The 18,448-nt window shown below is 55.6% G+C and carries 17 protein-coding genes and 1 tRNA gene; 7 read left to right on the forward strand and 11 right to left on the reverse strand.

The features are described from left to right. Positions 1-155: 155 nt before the first annotated feature. From CWM61_RS04375 to CWM61_RS04385, 3 genes are read right to left on the reverse strand one after another with little or no spacing between them, the layout of a single operon-like run. The gene (locus tag CWM61_RS04375) at positions 156-1,367 is read right to left on the reverse strand and encodes an aminotransferase class I/II-fold pyridoxal phosphate-dependent enzyme (RefSeq protein ID WP_100630757.1); all 1,212 of its coding nucleotides are present in this window, start codon (positions 1,365-1,367) and stop codon (positions 156-158) included. Between the two features lie 21 nt (positions 1,368-1,388). After that, positions 1,389-2,720 (reverse strand): LLM class flavin-dependent oxidoreductase, encoded by a 1,332-nt coding sequence (locus tag CWM61_RS04380; protein ID WP_100630758.1) that lies wholly within the window; start codon positions 2,718-2,720, stop codon positions 1,389-1,391. 4 nt (positions 2,721-2,724) lie between these two features. Next, the gene (locus CWM61_RS04385; RefSeq protein WP_100630759.1) at positions 2,725-3,810 is read right to left on the reverse strand and encodes an iron-containing alcohol dehydrogenase family protein; all 1,086 of its coding nucleotides are present in this window, start codon (positions 3,808-3,810) and stop codon (positions 2,725-2,727) included. A 365-nt stretch (positions 3,811-4,175) separates the two neighbouring features. On the opposite strand from CWM61_RS04385, the gene purB reads away from it, so the two are divergent. The 4 genes from purB to CWM61_RS04405 all read left to right on the forward strand — a co-directional run bounded on the left by purB (position 4,176) and on the right by CWM61_RS04405 (position 8,787). Further along, positions 4,176-5,558 carry an adenylosuccinate lyase gene (gene purB / locus CWM61_RS04390; RefSeq protein WP_049156838.1) on the forward strand — a complete coding sequence of 461 codons (1,383 nt, stop codon included), beginning with the start codon at positions 4,176-4,178 and terminating at the stop codon, positions 5,556-5,558. After that, on the forward strand, positions 5,555-6,091 hold the full coding sequence (locus CWM61_RS04395) for a GNAT family N-acetyltransferase (RefSeq protein WP_100630760.1): 537 nt from the start codon (positions 5,555-5,557) through the stop codon (positions 6,089-6,091). Before purB ends, CWM61_RS04395 begins: the two co-directional genes overlap by 4 nt. After that, complete coding sequence (locus tag CWM61_RS04400) at positions 6,092-7,276, forward strand: amidohydrolase (protein WP_100630761.1); 1,185 nt, start codon at positions 6,092-6,094, stop codon at positions 7,274-7,276. It abuts the gene before it with no gap. Positions 7,277-7,443: 167 nt separating this feature from the next. Next, positions 7,444-8,787: an MmgE/PrpD family protein gene (locus CWM61_RS04405; RefSeq protein WP_100630762.1), complete on the forward strand. Its 1,344-nt coding sequence runs from the start codon at positions 7,444-7,446 to the stop codon at positions 8,785-8,787. On the opposite strand, the gene CWM61_RS04410 is transcribed toward CWM61_RS04405, so the two are convergent. The 5 genes from CWM61_RS04410 to CWM61_RS04430 form a co-directional block, all read right to left on the reverse strand. Then, positions 8,782-9,543: an amino acid ABC transporter ATP-binding protein gene (locus CWM61_RS04410; protein ID WP_008804191.1), complete on the reverse strand. Its 762-nt coding sequence runs from the start codon at positions 9,541-9,543 to the stop codon at positions 8,782-8,784. The two genes, CWM61_RS04405 and CWM61_RS04410, sit on opposite strands and share 6 nt — an antisense overlap. Then, positions 9,536-10,474, reverse strand: a complete 939-nt coding sequence (locus CWM61_RS04415; protein ID WP_074385374.1) for an amino acid ABC transporter permease — start codon at positions 10,472-10,474, stop codon at positions 9,536-9,538. The genes CWM61_RS04410 and CWM61_RS04415 overlap by 8 nt, the downstream gene beginning before the upstream one ends. Then, positions 10,471-11,367: an ABC transporter substrate-binding protein gene (locus CWM61_RS04420; protein ID WP_008804189.1), complete on the reverse strand. Its 897-nt coding sequence runs from the start codon at positions 11,365-11,367 to the stop codon at positions 10,471-10,473. Before CWM61_RS04420 ends, CWM61_RS04415 begins: the two co-directional genes overlap by 4 nt. A gap of 398 nt (positions 11,368-11,765) precedes the next feature. After that, positions 11,766-12,725, reverse strand: a complete 960-nt coding sequence (locus tag CWM61_RS04425) for a quinone oxidoreductase family protein (protein ID WP_100630763.1) — start codon at positions 12,723-12,725, stop codon at positions 11,766-11,768. Between the two features lie 126 nt (positions 12,726-12,851). Beyond that, positions 12,852-13,241: a RidA family protein gene (locus tag CWM61_RS04430; RefSeq protein WP_074385372.1), complete on the reverse strand. Its 390-nt coding sequence runs from the start codon at positions 13,239-13,241 to the stop codon at positions 12,852-12,854. A 141-nt stretch (positions 13,242-13,382) separates the two neighbouring features. Between CWM61_RS04430 and CWM61_RS04435 the strand changes: the two genes are divergently transcribed. After that, entirely contained in the window at positions 13,383-14,303 is a 921-nt protein-coding gene (locus CWM61_RS04435; protein WP_100630764.1) for a LysR family transcriptional regulator, read from the forward strand. Between the two features lie 308 nt (positions 14,304-14,611). Further along, on the forward strand, positions 14,612-14,848 hold the full coding sequence (locus tag CWM61_RS04440) for a hypothetical protein (protein ID WP_074385370.1): 237 nt from the start codon (positions 14,612-14,614) through the stop codon (positions 14,846-14,848). Between the two features lie 198 nt (positions 14,849-15,046). Here the strand turns inward: CWM61_RS04440 and ldtA are convergent, their stop codons facing one another. From ldtA to nac, 3 genes are all read right to left on the reverse strand, one after another. Next, positions 15,047-15,988: a L,D-transpeptidase gene (ldtA, locus tag CWM61_RS04445; protein ID WP_061153989.1), complete on the reverse strand. Its 942-nt coding sequence runs from the start codon at positions 15,986-15,988 to the stop codon at positions 15,047-15,049. A 78-nt stretch (positions 15,989-16,066) separates the two neighbouring features. Continuing rightward, positions 16,067-17,017, reverse strand: a complete 951-nt coding sequence (cbl, locus tag CWM61_RS04450) for an HTH-type transcriptional regulator Cbl (RefSeq protein WP_004180456.1) — start codon at positions 17,015-17,017, stop codon at positions 16,067-16,069. A gap of 106 nt (positions 17,018-17,123) precedes the next feature. Beyond that, complete coding sequence (nac, locus tag CWM61_RS04455) at positions 17,124-18,041, reverse strand: nitrogen assimilation transcriptional regulator NAC (RefSeq protein ID WP_002911729.1); 918 nt, start codon at positions 18,039-18,041, stop codon at positions 17,124-17,126. A 330-nt stretch (positions 18,042-18,371) separates the two neighbouring features. On the opposite strand from nac, the gene CWM61_RS04460 reads away from it, so the two are divergent. Next, positions 18,372-18,447, forward strand: a tRNA-Asn gene (locus CWM61_RS04460). Position 18,448 lies beyond the last annotated feature (1 nt).

Raw genomic sequence — 18,448 nt, forward strand, 5'->3', positions numbered from 1 at the left:
AGCTAGCGTGAGAAGTTTTCCTGATGCATTTTCATTCCTTCCTCCGCATCAGGCAATATTCGGGGTCATTTCAGTTCGATTTTGCGGTGACCATCCTATGTCTTTTTGCGACACCAAACGCCGCAGTTTCAAGCCTACCGAAAAACTTTTTACGTTTACTCAGCGGGACTGAGTTTCGCACAGGCCGATGCAATGCGCCGTCCGGCTTCAGCTACCGTGACGTTGTCTGTGGCAATCGATAATCGGAAATAGGGCGACAAGCCGTATGCGCTGCCGCCAACGCCGGACACGCCGCTTTCCAGCAGATAATCCAGCACGTCAGCTTCGTTTTCGATTTTCGCCCCGTCCGGCCGGTAACGTCCGATTAATCCGGCGCAGCGGCAAAAGACAAAGAAACCGCCCTGCGGCACCCGCAACTCCAGCCCGTCAATATTCGCCAGAATGTCGGTTATCACATCGCGCCGTTGCTGATAAGCCGCCACCTGTGGCGCAATAAAATCCAGCCCGCCGTTAAAGGCTGCCAGCGCAGCCGCCTGACTCACCGAACTGGCACCGGAACTGATTTGCGACTGCACTACGGTCATGGCGGCAATAAGCGCTTGTGGCCCGGCACCGAAACCAATCCGCCAGCCGGTCATCGCATAAGTTTTGGATACACCGCCCACCAGCAGACTGCGCCCCTGTAAATCAGGGGCTACGTTGAGCAGATTCTGGTGTTCACAGCCATCAAACAGAATGTGCTCATATAAGTCATCGAGCATGATCAGCACCTGCGGATGTCCGCGCAGGACGGCGGCCAGCGCCTGCAATTCTGCGGCGGAATATACCGCGCCGCTCGGATTACCTGGATTATTGAGCACCAGCCAGCGGGTGCGCGGCGTAATACTGGCGGCCAGCTGTTCCTGCGTCAGTTTGTAACCCTGCTCCAGATGACATTCGACCAAAACCGGTGTGCCACCATTAAAACGCACGCTGTCCGGAAACGTCGGCCAGTACGGAACCGGCACAATCACTTCGTCGCCATCATTGAGCGTAGCGGCAAAGGCATTGAAAATGACCTGCTTGGCACCGTTGGCAATCATAATGCCGGCAACAGCGAATGGCAGCCGGTTTTCCCGCTGCAATTTCTGTCGCACCGCCTCACGCAGCGCTGGAATGCCCGGCGTCGGCGTGTATTTGGTTTCACCACCCGCAATCGCCTCGTATGCCGCCTGTTTAATGTGAGCGGGCGTATCAAAATCCGGCTCACCGGTGGTGAGATCCAAAATATCCACCCCAGCTTTTTTCAGGTCATTGGTACGCTGTTTCGCCGCTGCATTGGCGGAAAGTGACACGCGCTGAACGCGGTCTGACAAAGAAATCGTCATCGTAATGTTCCAACGCTAAAGTTAAGACGGGCGGTTAAAGTCAGGCTCAGGCAGACCAAGGTTTTGACGCAGCGTGCTGAATTCATATTCTTCACGGAATAACCCGCGACGGCGCAATTCGGGGATCACCAGCTCAACAAACAGCGAAAGCTGTTCCGGCATCACCGCAGGCATGATGTTGAAACCGTCTGCCCCGCCTTCTTCAAGCCAGTGCTGGAAATCATCGGCGATAACGTCCGCCGTACCGACCAGTACGCGGTGCCCACGCGAACCGGCAGCAATCGCGGCCAGTTCACGCAGGGTCAGATTTTCGCGATACGCCAGATCGGTCAGCAGTTTCACTCGGCTCTGATTACCTTCACCAGCAGGCACATCCGGCACCGGTCCATCAAGCGGAAACGCACTCAGATCCATATTAAAACGGGTGGAAAGCTGGCGGATGCCGTTATCAATATCCACCAGCGAATTCAGTTCACGCCAGGTTTCATGCGCTTCTTCCAGCGTGCGGCCCACGATGGGCATTACGCCTGGCAAAATCAGCACGTGATCTGGATTACGTCCAGCCTCTATCACCTGCTGTTTCTGCGCACGGTAAAACGTTTGCGCTTCTTCCAGCGTGGCGGCCGCAGTAAACACGACTTCAGCCGTGGCCGCCGCCAGTTTCTGGCCGTCTGCAGAAGAACCGGCTTCAATAATGACCGGACGCCCCTGCGGTGAACGAGTGATATTCAGCGGACCCTGTACCTGAAAATACGTGCCCTGATGATTCACCGGCTGGATTTTCTCGTTCACGAAATACTGGCCGCTGGCCTTGTCCGGCTGCACCGCCCCCTCCTGCCAGCCTTCCCACAGTTTGAACGTCGCCTCGAGAAACTCATGCGCCACGGCATAACGTTCGGCATGCGTGGGCATATCGTCGCGGCTGAAATTGCGCGCCACGTCAGTGGAAAACGACGTCACTACGTTCCACGCCGCGCGGCCGTGGCTGATGTGATCAAGAGAAGAAAAGCTGCGTGCCAGATTAAACGGATCGCTGAATGTCGTTGAAGCCGTGGCGGCCAGCCCGATATGGCGTGTTTGCACTGCCAGCGCCGACAGCAAGGTCAGCGGCTCAAGCCGCGCCATGGTGGACGGCAACCGGTAGACGCTGGTCGCCAGAGCATCGCCGACGAAGAACATATCGAACTTGCCCTCTTCGGCTTTTTTGGCGATCCCCGTCAGCCAGTCGATGTCGGTCGGCGAACCCAGGTTTTCAGTTAAGCGCCAGCCACTGACGTGATGCCCGAGCGGCTGTACAAACAGGCCAAGACGCAATTGACGGGTGTTTTTTGCAGAAGATGAATCAGAGGTCATGGCGTTATCCCTGTGAATAAGAGTGAGTTTCGGTTTTCTGCAGGGCTTTTTCGATATTTTCCGCTGCTATTGAAAACGGTAAACGGGCGGCATTTTCGGCGGAGAATTTTACTTCGCGGGCCATGGCCGCGATGATCGCCTCCCGGTCACCATTCAGTGGCGGCAATGCCAGCGGCGCGTCATATTCACGTAACAACGACAGCAACTGCACCTCCGGCTGGCCGTCATCGCTTTCCAGCAGGGACTGCACCAGCAACCCGAAACCCACTTTCTCGCCGTGCAGCCAGTCATGCAATTCCGGCTGATGGGTGAAACGGTTATGGATCGCGTGCGCCACGCCCGGCGCAGGGGTTTCATCGCGCATGCTGTTAGCCATACCTGCCACCGCGATATTGGCGTCGATAACTTTCATCAGCGCCGGTGTGACTTCATGGCGGGCGTTGTCCTGCACCGCCTGAGCGCCGTATTGTTGAAAGACGTCCACCGCCAGTTTTGCCGCCTGAACTTTCAGGTTCAGCGCCAGACTGTCGTCGCTTTTCTGTTTATACGGGCGGAATTCGTACCATTTCGCCAGCGCATCCACGATGCCCGCTTTGAGATAACGCACATCGTTTTGCGCAATCACATTCGTGTCGACCAGCAGCATCAGCGGCATACGCGACAACGGCTGGCTGCGCACATGCCCGCCGTGCTCATTATAAATAATGCTGACCGGCGACCAGGCAGCACAGGTCGCGGCAACGGTCGGTATGGTCACCAGCCCGACGTGGGACAGCAGATTCGCCACCGCTTTGGCACAATCAAGCACCCGCCCGCCGCCAATGCCCAGTACCAGCGTGGCATTTTGTTCCCGCACGCTGTTCAGATGGGTTTCGATAGCCGCATCGGTACATTCCGTGGTGAGAAAATTGATCTGCCAGCGAATACCGGCTGCCTTCAGGCTGGTTTCCAGTTGCGGATTCACCGCCCGCCACGCTTTCGGGCTGGTGATGATCGCGACATCGGAGGAATGAACGGCAAGTAGCTCACCGGTGCGTGAAAGCAGGCCGGGCTGATGATGATAGGTCTGCGGTGATTTTATGGCGAACACATCGATGCCCTGTATTTATCGTCTGGTTAAAGAGAAACGCCCCGTAATTAAACAGGAATTTGATATGGGATATATTCAAGTGTTATTAAAAGCATCCTACGAGAATTGAAAAAATTAACAAAGTGCTAAGTGGGGATCCTTATTAACTTATTCTCAATAGCATAGATTGATTTTTGCTATAGCCTATAACCCCCTTGCATGCTGTGCTGGATCAAAGAAATAATAGTGTCAGACAGGGCTAATTTAACGCAATGAAAACAGACGCATCTGGCATCTTCCCATACCTGATACGCCATTTCGATATCGTGTTTTTAATGACGACCTTAAAACAACGTTAATTATCCCTTATATAAGACGAGAGTATTATGTCCTCACATCCGATAGATTTTCTTTTACTTGGCAACAATTTTGGCACACCCGAAATGCGGGAAATCTGGTCAGAGCAAAATCGCCTGACACAGCAAATCAATGTCGAAGTTGCGCTGGCATTGGCCGAAGGTGAGCTGGGTGTGATCCCGCAACAGGCCGCGCTGAGCATTGCGGAGCTGGCCAATGCCAGCCAGCTGAATATTAAGGACATCGCCGCCTCCGGCGCGCAGATGAAACATTCTCTGATGCCGGTGCTCACTGCATTGCAACAGCAATGCGGTGACGCAGGGGAATACATTCATTACGGCGCAACCACGCAGGATATCATCGATACCGCCACCGTTTTACAGCTGGCACAAACTCTGAAAGTGATCGTCCGTGACAGCACCGCCGTGGCGAATGAGCTGAAAGCGCTGGCGCGTGAGCATCAGTACACGCTGATGACAGGCCGCACCCACGGTATGCAGGCGTTGCCCACCACGTTTGGCTTTAAAGTCGCCGTCTGGCTGGATGAGTTTATCCGTCATCTCGACCGTCTTGCCGCCATCACGCCGCGTCTGCTGACCGGTAATATCAGCGGCGCGATCAGTACCTACGCTGCGCTTGGCGAAGTGGGTCCGGAGGTAGAACGCCGCACACTGGCGCGCCTGAACCTCAGTACGCCGAATATCGGCTGGCAGGCTGCGCGTGACCGCTTTTCAGAATACGCCTCGGTGGCGGTGCTGATCAGCGGCACACTGGGCAAAATAGGCAACGAGCTTTACAACCTGATGCGCACCGAAATTAATGAAGTCGAAGAGCCGTTCAGCAGCGGGAAAATCGGCTCCACCACCATGCCGCACAAACGCAATCCCGCGGCCCTCGAAGGTCTTGCCAGCCTGACACAGCCGCTGTTGCACAGCGCATCACTGATTTATCAGTCGATGCACGTGGAGCATGAACGTGATGCGATGAGCTGGCGCGCCGAGTGGATCGCCCTGCCGGAAATCTCGATTTATCTCTCTGCACAGCTGCAAAATGCTCAGTCGATTCTCTCCGGCCTGACGGTCAATAAAGCACGCATGCTTGCGAATTTGCAAATGCAGGACGGCCTGCTGCTGTCCGAAAAAGTGATGTTTGAGGTCGGTAAAAAACTCGGTAAACAAACCGCGCATCATCTGGTTTATGAATGCGCCATGCAGGCGTTTGAAAAACGACACGCTTTTAAAACCGTTCTGCTTGCGCATCCGGTGCTGGCGGCCTGTATTACTGAACGGGATCTTGACCACTGGTTAGATCCGGCTCATTACACCGGCTGCGCCGCGCAAAAAGTCGATGACGTCATCCGCTTTGCCGAGCAGTCCGGTCATCTGACTTCTCCTGAGGGATCTGGGTTATGACACAATATTTCAGGCGGCTGACGCTGGATGATAAACACGATTATCTGACACTGATGCTGGCCGCCTACGCGCCAATCAAAGCGCTCGGGATTCAGTTTGATGCTGCCACCGCCGATCTGGTACGCGTGACACAACACCTCGACGATCATGCGGTGTTTGCGCTCTTTGATGACCAGCGGATGGTGGCTTCGGTTACCCTGCGCTTCCCGTGGGGCGCAATGCCCGGCCCTTTGGGCCTGCCGCATATTGGCTGGTTTGGCACGCATCCAGATTACGCCGGTCAGAGCCTCGGCAAAAAACTGTTGGGCTGGCTGGAAGACAACATTCTGATCCGCGAACTGAAAGCCCCGGCTTACTCACTCGGCACCGCCACCAGCCATCCGTGGCTGCGCGATATGTACCTGAAACTGGGTTTTCAGCCGGTCTTTGAAAGAGACCTAGGCAAAGGACACATCACGCTGTACCTGAAAAAAATTCTCGATGAAAAAAGCCACGCCCGCTGGCTGGAACGTCAGCCACCTACAGGAGTTTAAATGTTAGATATCACGCAGGAACATCAGCCACTGGCGGCGTTTATTCAGGATTTTCGCCACCACCTGCACCGCCATCCGGAGCTGTCCAACGACGAATTTAACACCACCGCCAGTATCCGGGCGGTACTGGAGAAGTATCAAATCCGCGTGATAGATTTGCCGCTCAAAACTGGTCTGGTGGCAGAGATTGGCGGCATCAATCCCGGCGAACTGGTGGTGCTACGTTCTGATATCGATGCCCTGCCGATTGAAGAAAAATCCGCTGTGGATTACACCTCGCAAAATCCCGGAGTGATGCACGCCTGCGGCCACGATTTCCACACCTCGGCGGCACTTGGCGCGGCGATTTTGCTGAAAGCGCAGGAAGATTCGCTTTCCGGCACGGTGCGCATTCTGTTTCAGGCGGCGGAAGAAACCGGTCACGGTGCGCCGACGCTGATTAGCACCGGCGCGCTCGATAACGCTGCCGTCATTTTCGGCATTCATAACGATCCCTCTTTGCCGGTTGGCGTTATCGGCAGCAAAGACGGCGCATTAACCGCCGGCGTGGATCGCTTTGCGATCGCCATCTCCGGTACCGGCAGCCACGCGGCGCGTCCACACGAAGGCAACGACCCGATTATTATCGCCGGACAGGTGATTTCCGCGCTGCAAACCCTGATCGCCCGCAACGTGCCGTCCGCACACAACGCGGTGGTTTCTATCACACAGGTTCACAGCGGGAGTACCTGGAACGTGATCCCGGATTCCGCCTGGCTGGAAGGCACCGTCCGCACCTTTAATCAGGACACACGGGAACTGATCGAACGCCGTTTGCGGCAGATTCTTACGGGTATCGCTGCGGCATTTGATACCGACATCAGCCTCGACTGGCAGCCCGGCCCGCCGTCAGTGGTCAATACGGCTAAATGGGTGGATTTCGCGCTGGCGCACGGTGAAGGCTCCGGCTTTGAAGCCCGTCGCGTTGAAGCCAGCCCGATAGGGGAGGACTTCGCGTTCTATCAGCAAAAATTGCCCGGCGCATTCATCATGATCGGCTCCGGCGGTCCTTACGCGCTGCACCATCCACAATTTCGCGTTGACGATCGCGCCCTGTTTCCGACTGCACATTACCTGTCGCAACTGGCGGTACAAGCGCTGCGCACTCTCAGTGCGGAAATAAACAGCAAGGATAAAAGCGCATGAATCGACAAGCAGGCACCGACTTGCCAGGCATGGATTCTCATCGTTGACCCTTGACGGGCACCCGATTTCAGACGCCCTGCTGGTGCAACTGCATGCGCTCTGCGAGCGTGAACCTTTCGTTAATTTATTATCTCCGGTCGCTCAGGCCTGAAACGGGGAATACACCGATGACATTAACGCCATCGCTGGCGAAACTTATCGTCAGCTCGTCCCCTTCCCCCGCGGCTCGTGAAGCAGCACGGGAAGGGTTGCTGGATTTTTTGGCGGTTACCCTGCCGGTTTTACGCGGCAACTTCCCCGATGCAGGACTGAACAGTTTGCATCAGGTTTACCGCGCTGACGATCCGCCGACCCGCGCGTTGCTGCTCGGGTATGTCGGGCACGCGCTGGATTTTGACGATTTCCATCCCGATTTTCGCGGTCACCCCAGCGTGGTGATTTTGCCCGCGCTTCTGGCGCTGGTCTCACAAAGACCCGATATCAATGGCGCACATTTTCTCGATGCGTACGTGACCGGAGTGGAAATGTCCGGACGCCTCGGGCTGGCCGTCGGTTCTCAGCATTACACCCTCGGTTTTCACAATACCGCTACGCTCGGCACGATTGCCGCCGCCGCTGCCTGCGCGCGGCTGGTGAATGCCACGGAAAGGCAAACGGCAGTGATTCTGGGTATCGCGGCGACGCAGTCTGCGGGTTTACGTGCGCAGTTCGGCAGTGATGTCAAACCGTTGCACGCGGGCCTGGCGGCGCAGACCGCCGTCATTGCCACACAGCTCACGCTGGCAGGCTTTCACGGCCAGCCGGACAACGTGCTGGACAGCTTTTTATCGACTTATTGCGCCGGTCAGCAGCAGCCAGAAAAACTTATCTCAGGCTGGGGCGCGCCGTGGCGGATTATCTCGCCCGGTCTGGAATTCAAACCCTATCCGACCTGCGGAGGCACGCATAGCGCTGCCGATGCCGCACGAGCTCTCCGCCAGGAGTGGCTGCAAACGGGCAATAGCACGGATGTACTGATCGCAGCCATCGAACGCATTGAAGTGTCTTTTCCGCCGGGCGGTGATATTGCGGCGTCGGTGCGAAAACCCAACACCGGCGTTGAAGCCAGGTTCAGTCTGGAATACGTGATTGCGGCATGTTTGCTGCGCGGAGAACTACGCTTAGAGGATTTCTCATCGGCGCCGGTGGCGACAGATATTGCCGCGCTGGCAGAAAGTGTGGCGCGTTGCCCGGATTTCTCCGCACCGCCGGACGAGCTGAACCCGGCCGCGCGTTTTCATCAGGTGACGGTGTTTTTGCGTGACGGCTGCGTGCTGCAACAGCGCTTCACGCGGCAGCAAAGCCTGGCGATCCCGTTTGATTTACCGGCAAAACTGCGTGCCTGTTTGCCCGACTTCACAGACGCAAAGCGGATGGAGCTGGTGGCACTGAGCAGGCTGGAAAACCGCGACAGTCTGCCGCGGCTGGTTGATATGTTATTTGCGAAACAAATTAACGCAGCGTCATTATAAAACCGTCGACAGGAAATTACGGACACGGACGTTCTCCGTTTCATCGAGTACACTTTTCGTTGGCCCCGACGCCACAATCTTGCCACCCTCCATAAAGATGACGTTATCTGCCACTTCTCGTGCAAAGCCGATTTCGTGGGTGACAATCACCATCGTTATCCCGGAGTGCGCCAGCTTTTTGATCACCTGCAACACTTCGCCCACCAGTTCAGGATCCAGCGCGGAAGTGGGTTCATCGAACAACATCACTTCAGGATCCATCGCCAGCGCACGGGCAATGGCTACACGCTGCTGCTGCCCACCGGAAAGCTGCTGCGGCCAGTCATCTTCACGACTGGCTAACCCAACCTGCCGGAGCAACGCGCGGGCTTTACTGAGTACCTGCTCACGGTTTTGCTTCTTCACCCGCAAAGGCGCATCGGTAATATTTTGCAAAACGGTGCGGTGCGGAAACAAGTTAAATTGCTGAAATACCATGCCGGTACGGCTGCGCTGCGCGGCGATTCTGCGGCTGCTCAGTTCATACAATGCCTGCCCTTTCTGCTGATAACCCACCAGTTCTCCACCGATACGGATCGTGCCGCCATCCAGTTTTTCAAGATGATTAATACAACGCAGCAAGGTGGATTTCCCTGAACCGGAAGGCCCGAGGATCACCGTGACCGAACCGGCCGGAATATCTAGGCTGATTTCATCCAGAATGGTATTACCGGAGAAACGCTTAGTGACTTTGCGAAATTCAATGGCTTCACCCATGGCTGGTTTCTCCTGCGCTGATACTGGGGGTACTGACCGCGCCGGATGCCGACGCTTTCCCGGCTTTGCGTTTTACCTTGCGGTGGCTACTGCGGCTGAAATGTCGTTCAACGTAATACTGAATCACTGAAAGCAATGATGTCAGCAGCAGGTACCACAACGTGGCGACCAGCAGCAGCGGGATCACTTCATAGGTGCGCTGATAAATAATCTGCGCGGAGAACAGCACATCCTGTAATGAAATCACCGAGACAACCGCTGTGGTTTTCAACTGACCGATCACTTCATTCCCGGCCGGAGGCAGAATGGCGCGCATCGCCTGCGGCAAAATGGTGTGGAGGAATATTTGTGCCGGGCGATAACCCAGAGCACGTGCAGCCTCGACTTGCCCGGTACCGACGCTCTGGATCCCGGCGCGGATAATCTCTGCGGCATAGGCAGACTGATGCATGACTAATGCAATCACGGCAGCACTGAACGGGCTAATCAGTGAGTTCGCAGAAGCGCTCCAGATTTCACCAACCCACGGCAGCGAAATCGAAATAGTCGGGTAAAGCGCGGCAATGTTGTACCAGAGAAATAACTGAACCAGCATCGGCACCCCGCGGAAAAACCAGGTATACCCCCAGCTGACAGCGACCAGCACCGGATTGGATGACAGGCGCATCAGCGCCAGGATCGTGCCGCCTGCAAAGCCAAAAATCACGGAAATTGCGGTCAGTTGCAATGTCATCAGTACGCCCTGAATGATCGACGGACCGGTAAAGTTTTCGGCAATCACCGACCATTCAAAACGCGGATTGCTGAGCATGGAGTTCCCTATAGCCAGCAATATCAGCAATACGATCAGGGCGCTTATCCAGCGCCCGATATATTTTTTACCGATGATCCGCAGTTCTTCCGGCTGCTGATCGTGTGTTTCACTGCTCATCCGAAAATCTCTTCATTACGTTTTGACTCTTTGACTGCGCCAAAACCGATGGACCATTTATCGAGGATTTTCTGGTAAGTCCCGTCCTTGATCAGCGAGTTCAGGGATGCCTGCACCGCCTCTTCCAGCCCCGACTGTTTAGGGAACGCCACGGAGACAGGCGCATCATCGACATGAATAGTGCCGGTCAGCGTCAGCGGTTTGACCTGGCTAACCTGATAGGTCAGACCTTCATACGGGCCGAAGAACATCGGTACGCGACCGCTGACCACGGCCTGTACGCCTGAAGGGCGATCCGGGAATACGGCAATCTTGATCGGCGGCTTACCCGCGTCAGTACAAATTTTGCTTGCAGCTTCAAGACGCCCAATCTGCGTAGTGCCCGCGCCGGCGCCCACTTCCTGCCCGCACACAGCCTCAAAAGAGGTAAATGGCGCAATATTGGCGTCTTTACGCGAGATGACCCCCAGGCGCGACGCATCGTAGTAACTGACGAAATCGACCTGCTCGAGACGTTTTTTGGTGGCGTTGATATTGGATAGTGCGACGTCATAGCGACCCGATTTCAACCCCGGAATAATATTGTCGAAACCGCCGGTATCCTGCCAGCGCACTTCCACACCGAGCCTTGCCGCCACGGCATTCATCACATCAATCTCACGCCCGGCGAGCGTTTTATTGTCTTCCTGGAAAAAAGTGGTTGGGGGCGTATTCGGATTGGTGCCTGCAACAATATATCCGCGTTTGGCGATATCCGGCGGAAGCTTACTTTTCAGCGCCTCATCAGCGGTGACATGAAAGGTGGTAGAAGACGGAACAACCTGCCCGGCAGCCCACGCAGAAGAGAGATTCCCGGCAATCAGCAAAGGAAGCAGTAATTTAGATAACGTCATAAAGAAGCCTTTTCCTGGTTAAAACCTGTAAAAACCACAAAAGAGGTGTGGCAAAAGAGGCAAGGTCATCAGAGGGGTTTTATCATTGATAGTGCAACACCCGCCCTGCCTTAGACATGATTCTGCGGGCATATGCCTTTTACTGACAAATGAGAAAAAGAGATAAAGATTTCGAAAAAATGGGAAAGTCAGGGGCGGGCTAAAGAACGCTTTTTATTCAAACTCAAGGTCAGCGCCGTGGGCTCGCAGCACTCGCTGGCTCAAAAGAATGTTAAACCACTCCCTTTGATATTCTGCGATTTTTAACCGTGCGCTCACGCCTGCTATGCGTCAGGTAAATCGCCTTGATACCAGAGGCAAGTCATTAGCCTGGCGCACGCGTACTGGTCAAACGCGCCTCATGGCTTCATCACGACGCGGCCAAGCGGTTTCGCTGTCTCAGCGAATTCGTGGGCCGCGGCAGCGTTAGCCAGGGGGAAGATACGGTCAATGACCACCTTGATACGCCCTGCTGCTACAGCCTGCAACAGGTCGTCCACACTGACCCGCACGCCAGGCCTTGCAAAAAGGGGGCCCATGAAGACTCCCATGAGTGTCTGGTTAGACTGCATTGGCGACCACAAGTCGACAGTCAGACTCCCCCCGCCCGCATTACCGACGAAGACGAGACGTCCTTCCGGGGCAAGTGCAGAAAGCGAAGCAGGCAGCGTCGTCCCCACCGGATCGATGACGAGGTCAACACCGGTACCCTGGGTGTACTGTCGGACACGGTCTACGATGTTGTGCTCGGCACGATCCACGACATGATCGGCACCCAGTTCAAGCAACCGACTCCTGCGCTGCGTTCCGCTTGCCACGGCGATGACCGTTGCGCCGGCTTGTGAGGCAAGCTGAACGGCCGCGAGCCCCACGCCACCCGCCGCGGCCTGAATAAGGACGGTTTCTCCGTGTCGGAGCATGCCTCGGGTGAAAAGACAATGATGCGCGGTTGCAAAAGAAATCGGTATCACCGCCGCTTCAGGCATCTCCACGCCATCGGGGATAAGCCAGGTGTGTTCCGCGGGTACCGCCCAACGTTCCGCATGTGATCCCTGCAGGTGAAAAGCAGCGACTCTGTCCCCAACCTTACGGCTACGGACATTCGATCCGACGGCAACCACGGTGCCCGCGGCCGCGTAGCCAACGACCCATGAAGGAAGCGGCGGCGGAGTTGAACGGCGGTTGATCAGATCGCCTCCTTCAATGGAGATTGCCTCGACAGCAATCAGGATGTCGTCAGGCCCGGTGATCGGATCGGGGATATCGACATATTTCAGGACGCCGGGAGCGCCTGCCACGTCATAAACCGCTGCTTTCATAATTTGTCCTCTGTCCCCTCCGTTAATCCGCACCCGTCTGGCTAACTCTCCCGATCCAGCATAGACCTCCACAGGCAGCGCAGGCTGCCCTATTGAATTTTCGACTGGCGGAAAGACTCATAACGCTTAGGGCAGTCTGGCAATGACCTTTATCTCAAACGTGAATCCGTAAAGCCAGGTCACGCCGATCCCGGTCAACGTAGGGTAAGGCGCCTCCCCCCAATATTCTGGCAGAATACTCCAGATAGCGTCGAGATTTGACTCGGGATCGACGACAAAGAGGGTAACGTCTACCACGTCACCAAACGTGCAGCCCGCCGCCGCGAGCACAGCATTAAGATTATTGAACGCCAGCCTGGCCTGCGCTTGCAGATCATGCTCAGGCGAGCCGTCCTCGCGGCTACCAACCTGCCCCGAAACGAACAAAAAACCATTGGATTTGATGGCCGGTGAATAGCGATTGCGCTCATAGAGCGTCTGCCGACCGAAGGGAAAAACGGCTTCGCGTGCTGTCATGTTTGTACCTTTATCGTGGGGCGAAATCAGCCCGGTGAATATAAAGACACTTTACAGCGGCGAGATCGGGCGGATAAACAAGCGACTTTGTCCATCATTGTTTGTAATATCCAAACAATCGGTGAAAAGAGAGGATAAGGAATGGATCGTTTCGATGCGATGCGCGCCTTTGCTCGCGTGGTGGAGGCAGGTAGCTTCACGAAGGCTGCCCAAACGCTTCATATGAGCAAAACCACAGTGACGCAACTCATTCAGCAGCTGGAAGCGCGCCTGCGCGTCAAATTGCTCCATCGCACCACCCGCAAACTCGGTGTGACTCCTGATGGCGCGGTCTACTACGAACGCATCATCCGTCTCCTGGCGGACATGGAGGATGCTGAAAACAGCCTGTCCAGTGCGGCGATGACGCCCAGGGGACGGCTACGGGTGGATGTACCCAGCCCGCTGGCCCGCCTTATTCTGGTGCCGGCGCTACCGGCTTTCCACGCCCGCTACCCAGATATCCAGTTCGACATGGGTGTGAGCGACCGGGTGGTGGATCTGATCGGCGACAACGTGGATTGCGTTCTGCGCGGTGGTGAAATCACCGACCAGTCCCTAATCGCACGCCATGTCGGCGATTTGCAAATCGGCGTCTACGTCGCCCCCCATTATGTGGAACGCCTTGGCGCCCCTGCGCACCCGCGAGAACTGCAAAACACCGACCATCGCATAGTAGGATTCGTCTCCTCACGCACCCGTAAGATTGATCCTCTGGTTCTGCGCAGTGAGAGTGAACAGATTGAAATTACGGGCAATTATGTGCTTGCCGTAGATGACGGCAATGCTTACCTCGAAGCTGGATTAGCCGGGTTAGGCGTGATTGCGCTGCCAATCTATATGGCGGCAGCACATCAGGCTGTTGGCGCTTTGATTCCGTTATTTACACAATGGCGTATCAGCCCAATGCCCCTGCACCTGGCGTTTCCGCCGAACCGCCATGTCAACGGCAAACTGCGCGTTTTTATTGACTGGATCGTTGAATTGATGCAGCAGCATGTCCCCATTACCAACAATAAGTAACGACATCCCAACTCCCTGATTCGCTTATCAACGACGATGGGTGATCATTCCCGTTGTTTTGAACGAAAGTGAATAATAGAAATCGTTTTCCCAATTTAAATATTTATAACGAATCCGAGAACTATAATGCGGGATTGCCGTCCTATTCGGGACTCGTTGGAAATATTTCCCCTAACACTAGTCTGTTTGCCTAACTACAGTATTCATGGGATTACCGATGAGGTACACTTTATCTTTAATATCGTCATTCCCGCACCATTCATTATAATTATAGAAAATTGCATTTAATAAAATAAGGATATTAATTTATGATAAAAGGTATAAAAATTATCGTCACTGTAATTTTCGTGATTCTGGCATTGCTGAGCGGCATGATGAGCTTCATGATCGTCGGGATGGGGGTCAGCGGTAGTGGCTGTGGTCAGGAGTGTTTTGATAATATGGATTCTGCAAAACTCATTAGTATTATATTCTGGATATTGGCTATCATAAGCGGTATCTTCGCTTTCATGGACAATGGCAGCCAAAAAAAAGATCCTCAGTAACAATATTAAGTCCATAGATATATTTGCAGATTTTATCATCTCCTCCTGAGCATCTCCTGGCACCCTCATTAAAACGCCATCACCGCCACTGCTCATAAGTTAAGGATCGGTTTCCCGATCCTTATCCCCAACAACGTTGAATGCATCGACAGCAAAAGAGCCTTCTTACAATAACCGTTAATCAGGCTAAACGACCCGCTACAAACTCCCCTGCACCGCTGAGGCGCTGATATTCACCGGCATGCCGGAGCGGCGTTGCAGAGTTTGCTCGGCCTGCGAAGGACTCACTCCCGGCCCCTGGGTAAACTCGCGCAGCGCCGAGGTCATCGGTAGCGGGACCTTTCGGTCGGATTCAAATTCCGCCCGGTTGCGCGACAGCGGCTCGTGCACCTCCAGCCAATGGCTACCGTCCGGCTCCACGGTGTACTTCACCGGCTGATCGATCAGCTGGACGCGCGTCCCCACTGGTACGTTATCAAACAGGAATTTAATATCGTCATTGCGCAGGCGAATGCACCCCTGGCTGACGCGCAGCCCGATGCCAAAGTTAGCGTTGGTGCCGTGGATGGCATACAGCCTGCCGATGTAGATCGCATACAGCCCCATCGGATTATCAGGCCCGGGCGGCACCAGCGCCGGCAGGGTTTTGCCCTCTTTCGCATACTCGCGCCGGGTATTGGCGGTCGGAACCCAGGTGGGTCCCTCCTGCTTGCGCTCTACCGCCGTCACCCAGTTACGCGGGGTTTCGCGCCCGGCCTGGCCAATGCCGATTGGCAGCACTTCCACACTATTGCCCAGCGGCGGGTAATAATAGAGACGCATTTCGGCGACGTTGATGACGATCCCTTCGCGCACGGTGTCAGGCAGGATCAACTGCTGCGGAATAGTCAGCGTCGAACCGGAGTGCGGCAAATAGACATCGACGCCGGGGTTGGCCTCCAGCATATTGCTCAACCCCTGGCCGTACTGGGCAGCAAAACTTTCCAGCGGTTGGGTGTTGTTCTCCGGGACGGCGATGGTAAATGCGCTGCCCACCAGACGGCTTCCCTCCGGCGGCAGCGGATAGCTGACGGCCAGCGCGCCGTGGCTGGCGAGCAGCATCAGCGCAGAACAAAGTAATTTCACACGCCGCATCGTCATTTTCCCTTCCTCAGTCGCGACTCTCGTGTGTGAATTATAGCGTTATTTCCTCGCCTCGATCCGCTGACCCACCATGACTTAAATCTGATAGTCGATAGCAGCCTCTTCCGGCTCCATCGCCTGACGCTTAATTTCATCCAGCGACAGTCCGGCATTGCACAGTTCGATAAAGCGCCAGACGTAGTTGCGCTGGAGCTGGCCCCGCTTCAACCCCAGCCACACGGTATTGGCATCGAACAGATGGCGGGTATCGAGGCGCGTAAAGGTGTCCGCTTCCCTGGCATCCCCGGACTGCTCGGCGACCAGCCCGACGCCCAGCCCCAGCTCGACATAGGTCTTGATGACATCGGAATCCTGGGCGCTCAGCACAATATCCGGCATCAACCCCTTGCGGTTGAAGGCCTCATCGATTCGCGAACGGCCGGTGATCCCCTGGCGATAGGTGATTAACGGCCAGCGGGCGATCGCCTCAAGCGTCAGAGGAGAAACCTGCGTCAAAGGATGATCCTTCGGCACCAGCAGGCTGTGATGCCAGCGGAACCAGGGGAAAGCCGCCAGCGTCGGGTCGTTGCTCAGGCGCTCGCTGGCGATACCGATATCCGCCCCGCCGTTATGCAGCAGCGCTTCGATTTCCTGCGGGGTGCCCTGCACCAGCTCGACGCGAACATCTGAGAACAGCTCGCGGAAGGCTTTAATCACCGGCGGCAGGCTGTAGCGCGCCTGGGTGTGGGTGGTGGCGATGGTTAAGACGCCGGAGGCATCATTGGTAAAGAGATCCGCCAGCCGCCGGACGTTGCTGGCTTCATTGAGGATGCGCTCGGCAATGGATAACAGCGCTTTACCCGGCTCGGTCATGCCTAACAGGCGCTTACCGCGACGGATAAAGATCTCAATCCCCAGCTCCTCTTCCAGTTCCCGGATATGGCGGCTGACGCCTGACTGCGAGGTATAGAGCATATTCGCGACTTCCGTCAGGTTGTAATCCTGACGGGCCGCCTCACGGATAATTTTCAGTTGCTGGAAGTTCACCCTTTCCTCCGGGCCAATGGACTTAACGTATCTGCTATTGTTAAAGTCTGTTGTCCCAGGTAACAAATAATAAAAACCAGCAACTTATTCCTTAAGAGAATATAGCCTAACTAACCAGCTGCAGTTCACGGTTCTCCAGCGACGGGCGGCTCACCAGAGACAGCAGGATCTCTTTCACCGCTTGCGCCTGCGGCGACAGACTGCCGCGTGCCGACATATTCAGCGACAGCGACAGGCTCATCGACGGCGTGCTAATCCGCGCCATCCAGCCGTTTGCCGCGCCGCACAGGGAGCGGGCAGCGGATTCCGGCAGGACCGTTGCCCCCATACCGCTGGCGATAGCCGCGGTCAGGGTGGTAATGGATTCGATCTCACCGATAATTTTCGCCGACAGACGACGCAGGGTGAACGCCTCGGTGACCCGCGCCCGTACCGCGCTGTAATCCCGCGGCAGGAACAGGTTCATCTCCGCCACCGCCGTGAGATCCACGCTCTGTCCCGGGCAGTCGCGGGTACCCACCAGGTAGAGATCCTCTTTCAGCAGCGGCTGGCTGACGATACCGGCCACTGGCGAACGCTCATACAGCACCGCCATATCCAGCTGACCCGCCAGCAGCTTGTCATTCAGCGCAGTGCCGCTGCTCTCCTGCAGATAGACCATCACCTCGGGCAACTCATTACGCACCGTCTGTAGCAACGGCATGGTAATGGCAGAAGCTGCCGTGCCCGGCGCCAGGCCAATCGAGACCTGACCACGCAGCGTCTGGCCGACGTTATTGACCGCCAGCTGCGCCTGCTCACACTGGCGCAGGATGGTTCGCGCATGGGTGTAGAGAATTTTACCGGCTTCTGTTGGCGTGACCCCTCGCTTGGTGCGTATCAGCAACTGCTGGTCCATTTCACCTTCCAGGGTCGCGACCTGCTGGCTCAGGGCCGGTTGTGCGATGTGCAAGACTTCAGCGGCCTGGGTCAGACTGCCGATATCGACGATTTTCACAAAATATTTCAGTCGTCTTAAGTTCATTTTGCCTCCTGTAAGGAACGCCAGCGTCAACGCTGGAAGTATGATGCAACTGGTTCTGCAATTTGCTTGCCAGCTTTTCAATTGCGCTGCCGCTGCCCGCCAGAGGCCGTGTTATAAGGGATAGTGATAACAATCCAGCTTTTATTTGCCCGGTAAGCAGATTGTGGTATGCCCCATTAGGGGTATTTTTGCACCGCAACGGTGCGTAATGGTGAAAAAAGCGGCGCCCAGCCAGGGGTTGTTGAAATTGTCAGCAGTTGAACGCAATTCTTTGAATCAGGCTTTGACAAGGCCGGATGGCATCGTTAATATGCGCCCCGTTCACACGATTCCTCTGTAGTTCAGTCGGTAGAACGGCGGACTGTTAATCCGTATGTCACTGGTTCGAGTCCAGTCAGAGGAGCCAA

Origin of the sequence: Klebsiella sp. K-Nf6, assembly GCF_002806655.1 — a bacterium.
In the GTDB taxonomy this organism is placed as follows: domain Bacteria; phylum Pseudomonadota; class Gammaproteobacteria; order Enterobacterales; family Enterobacteriaceae; genus Klebsiella; species Klebsiella variicola.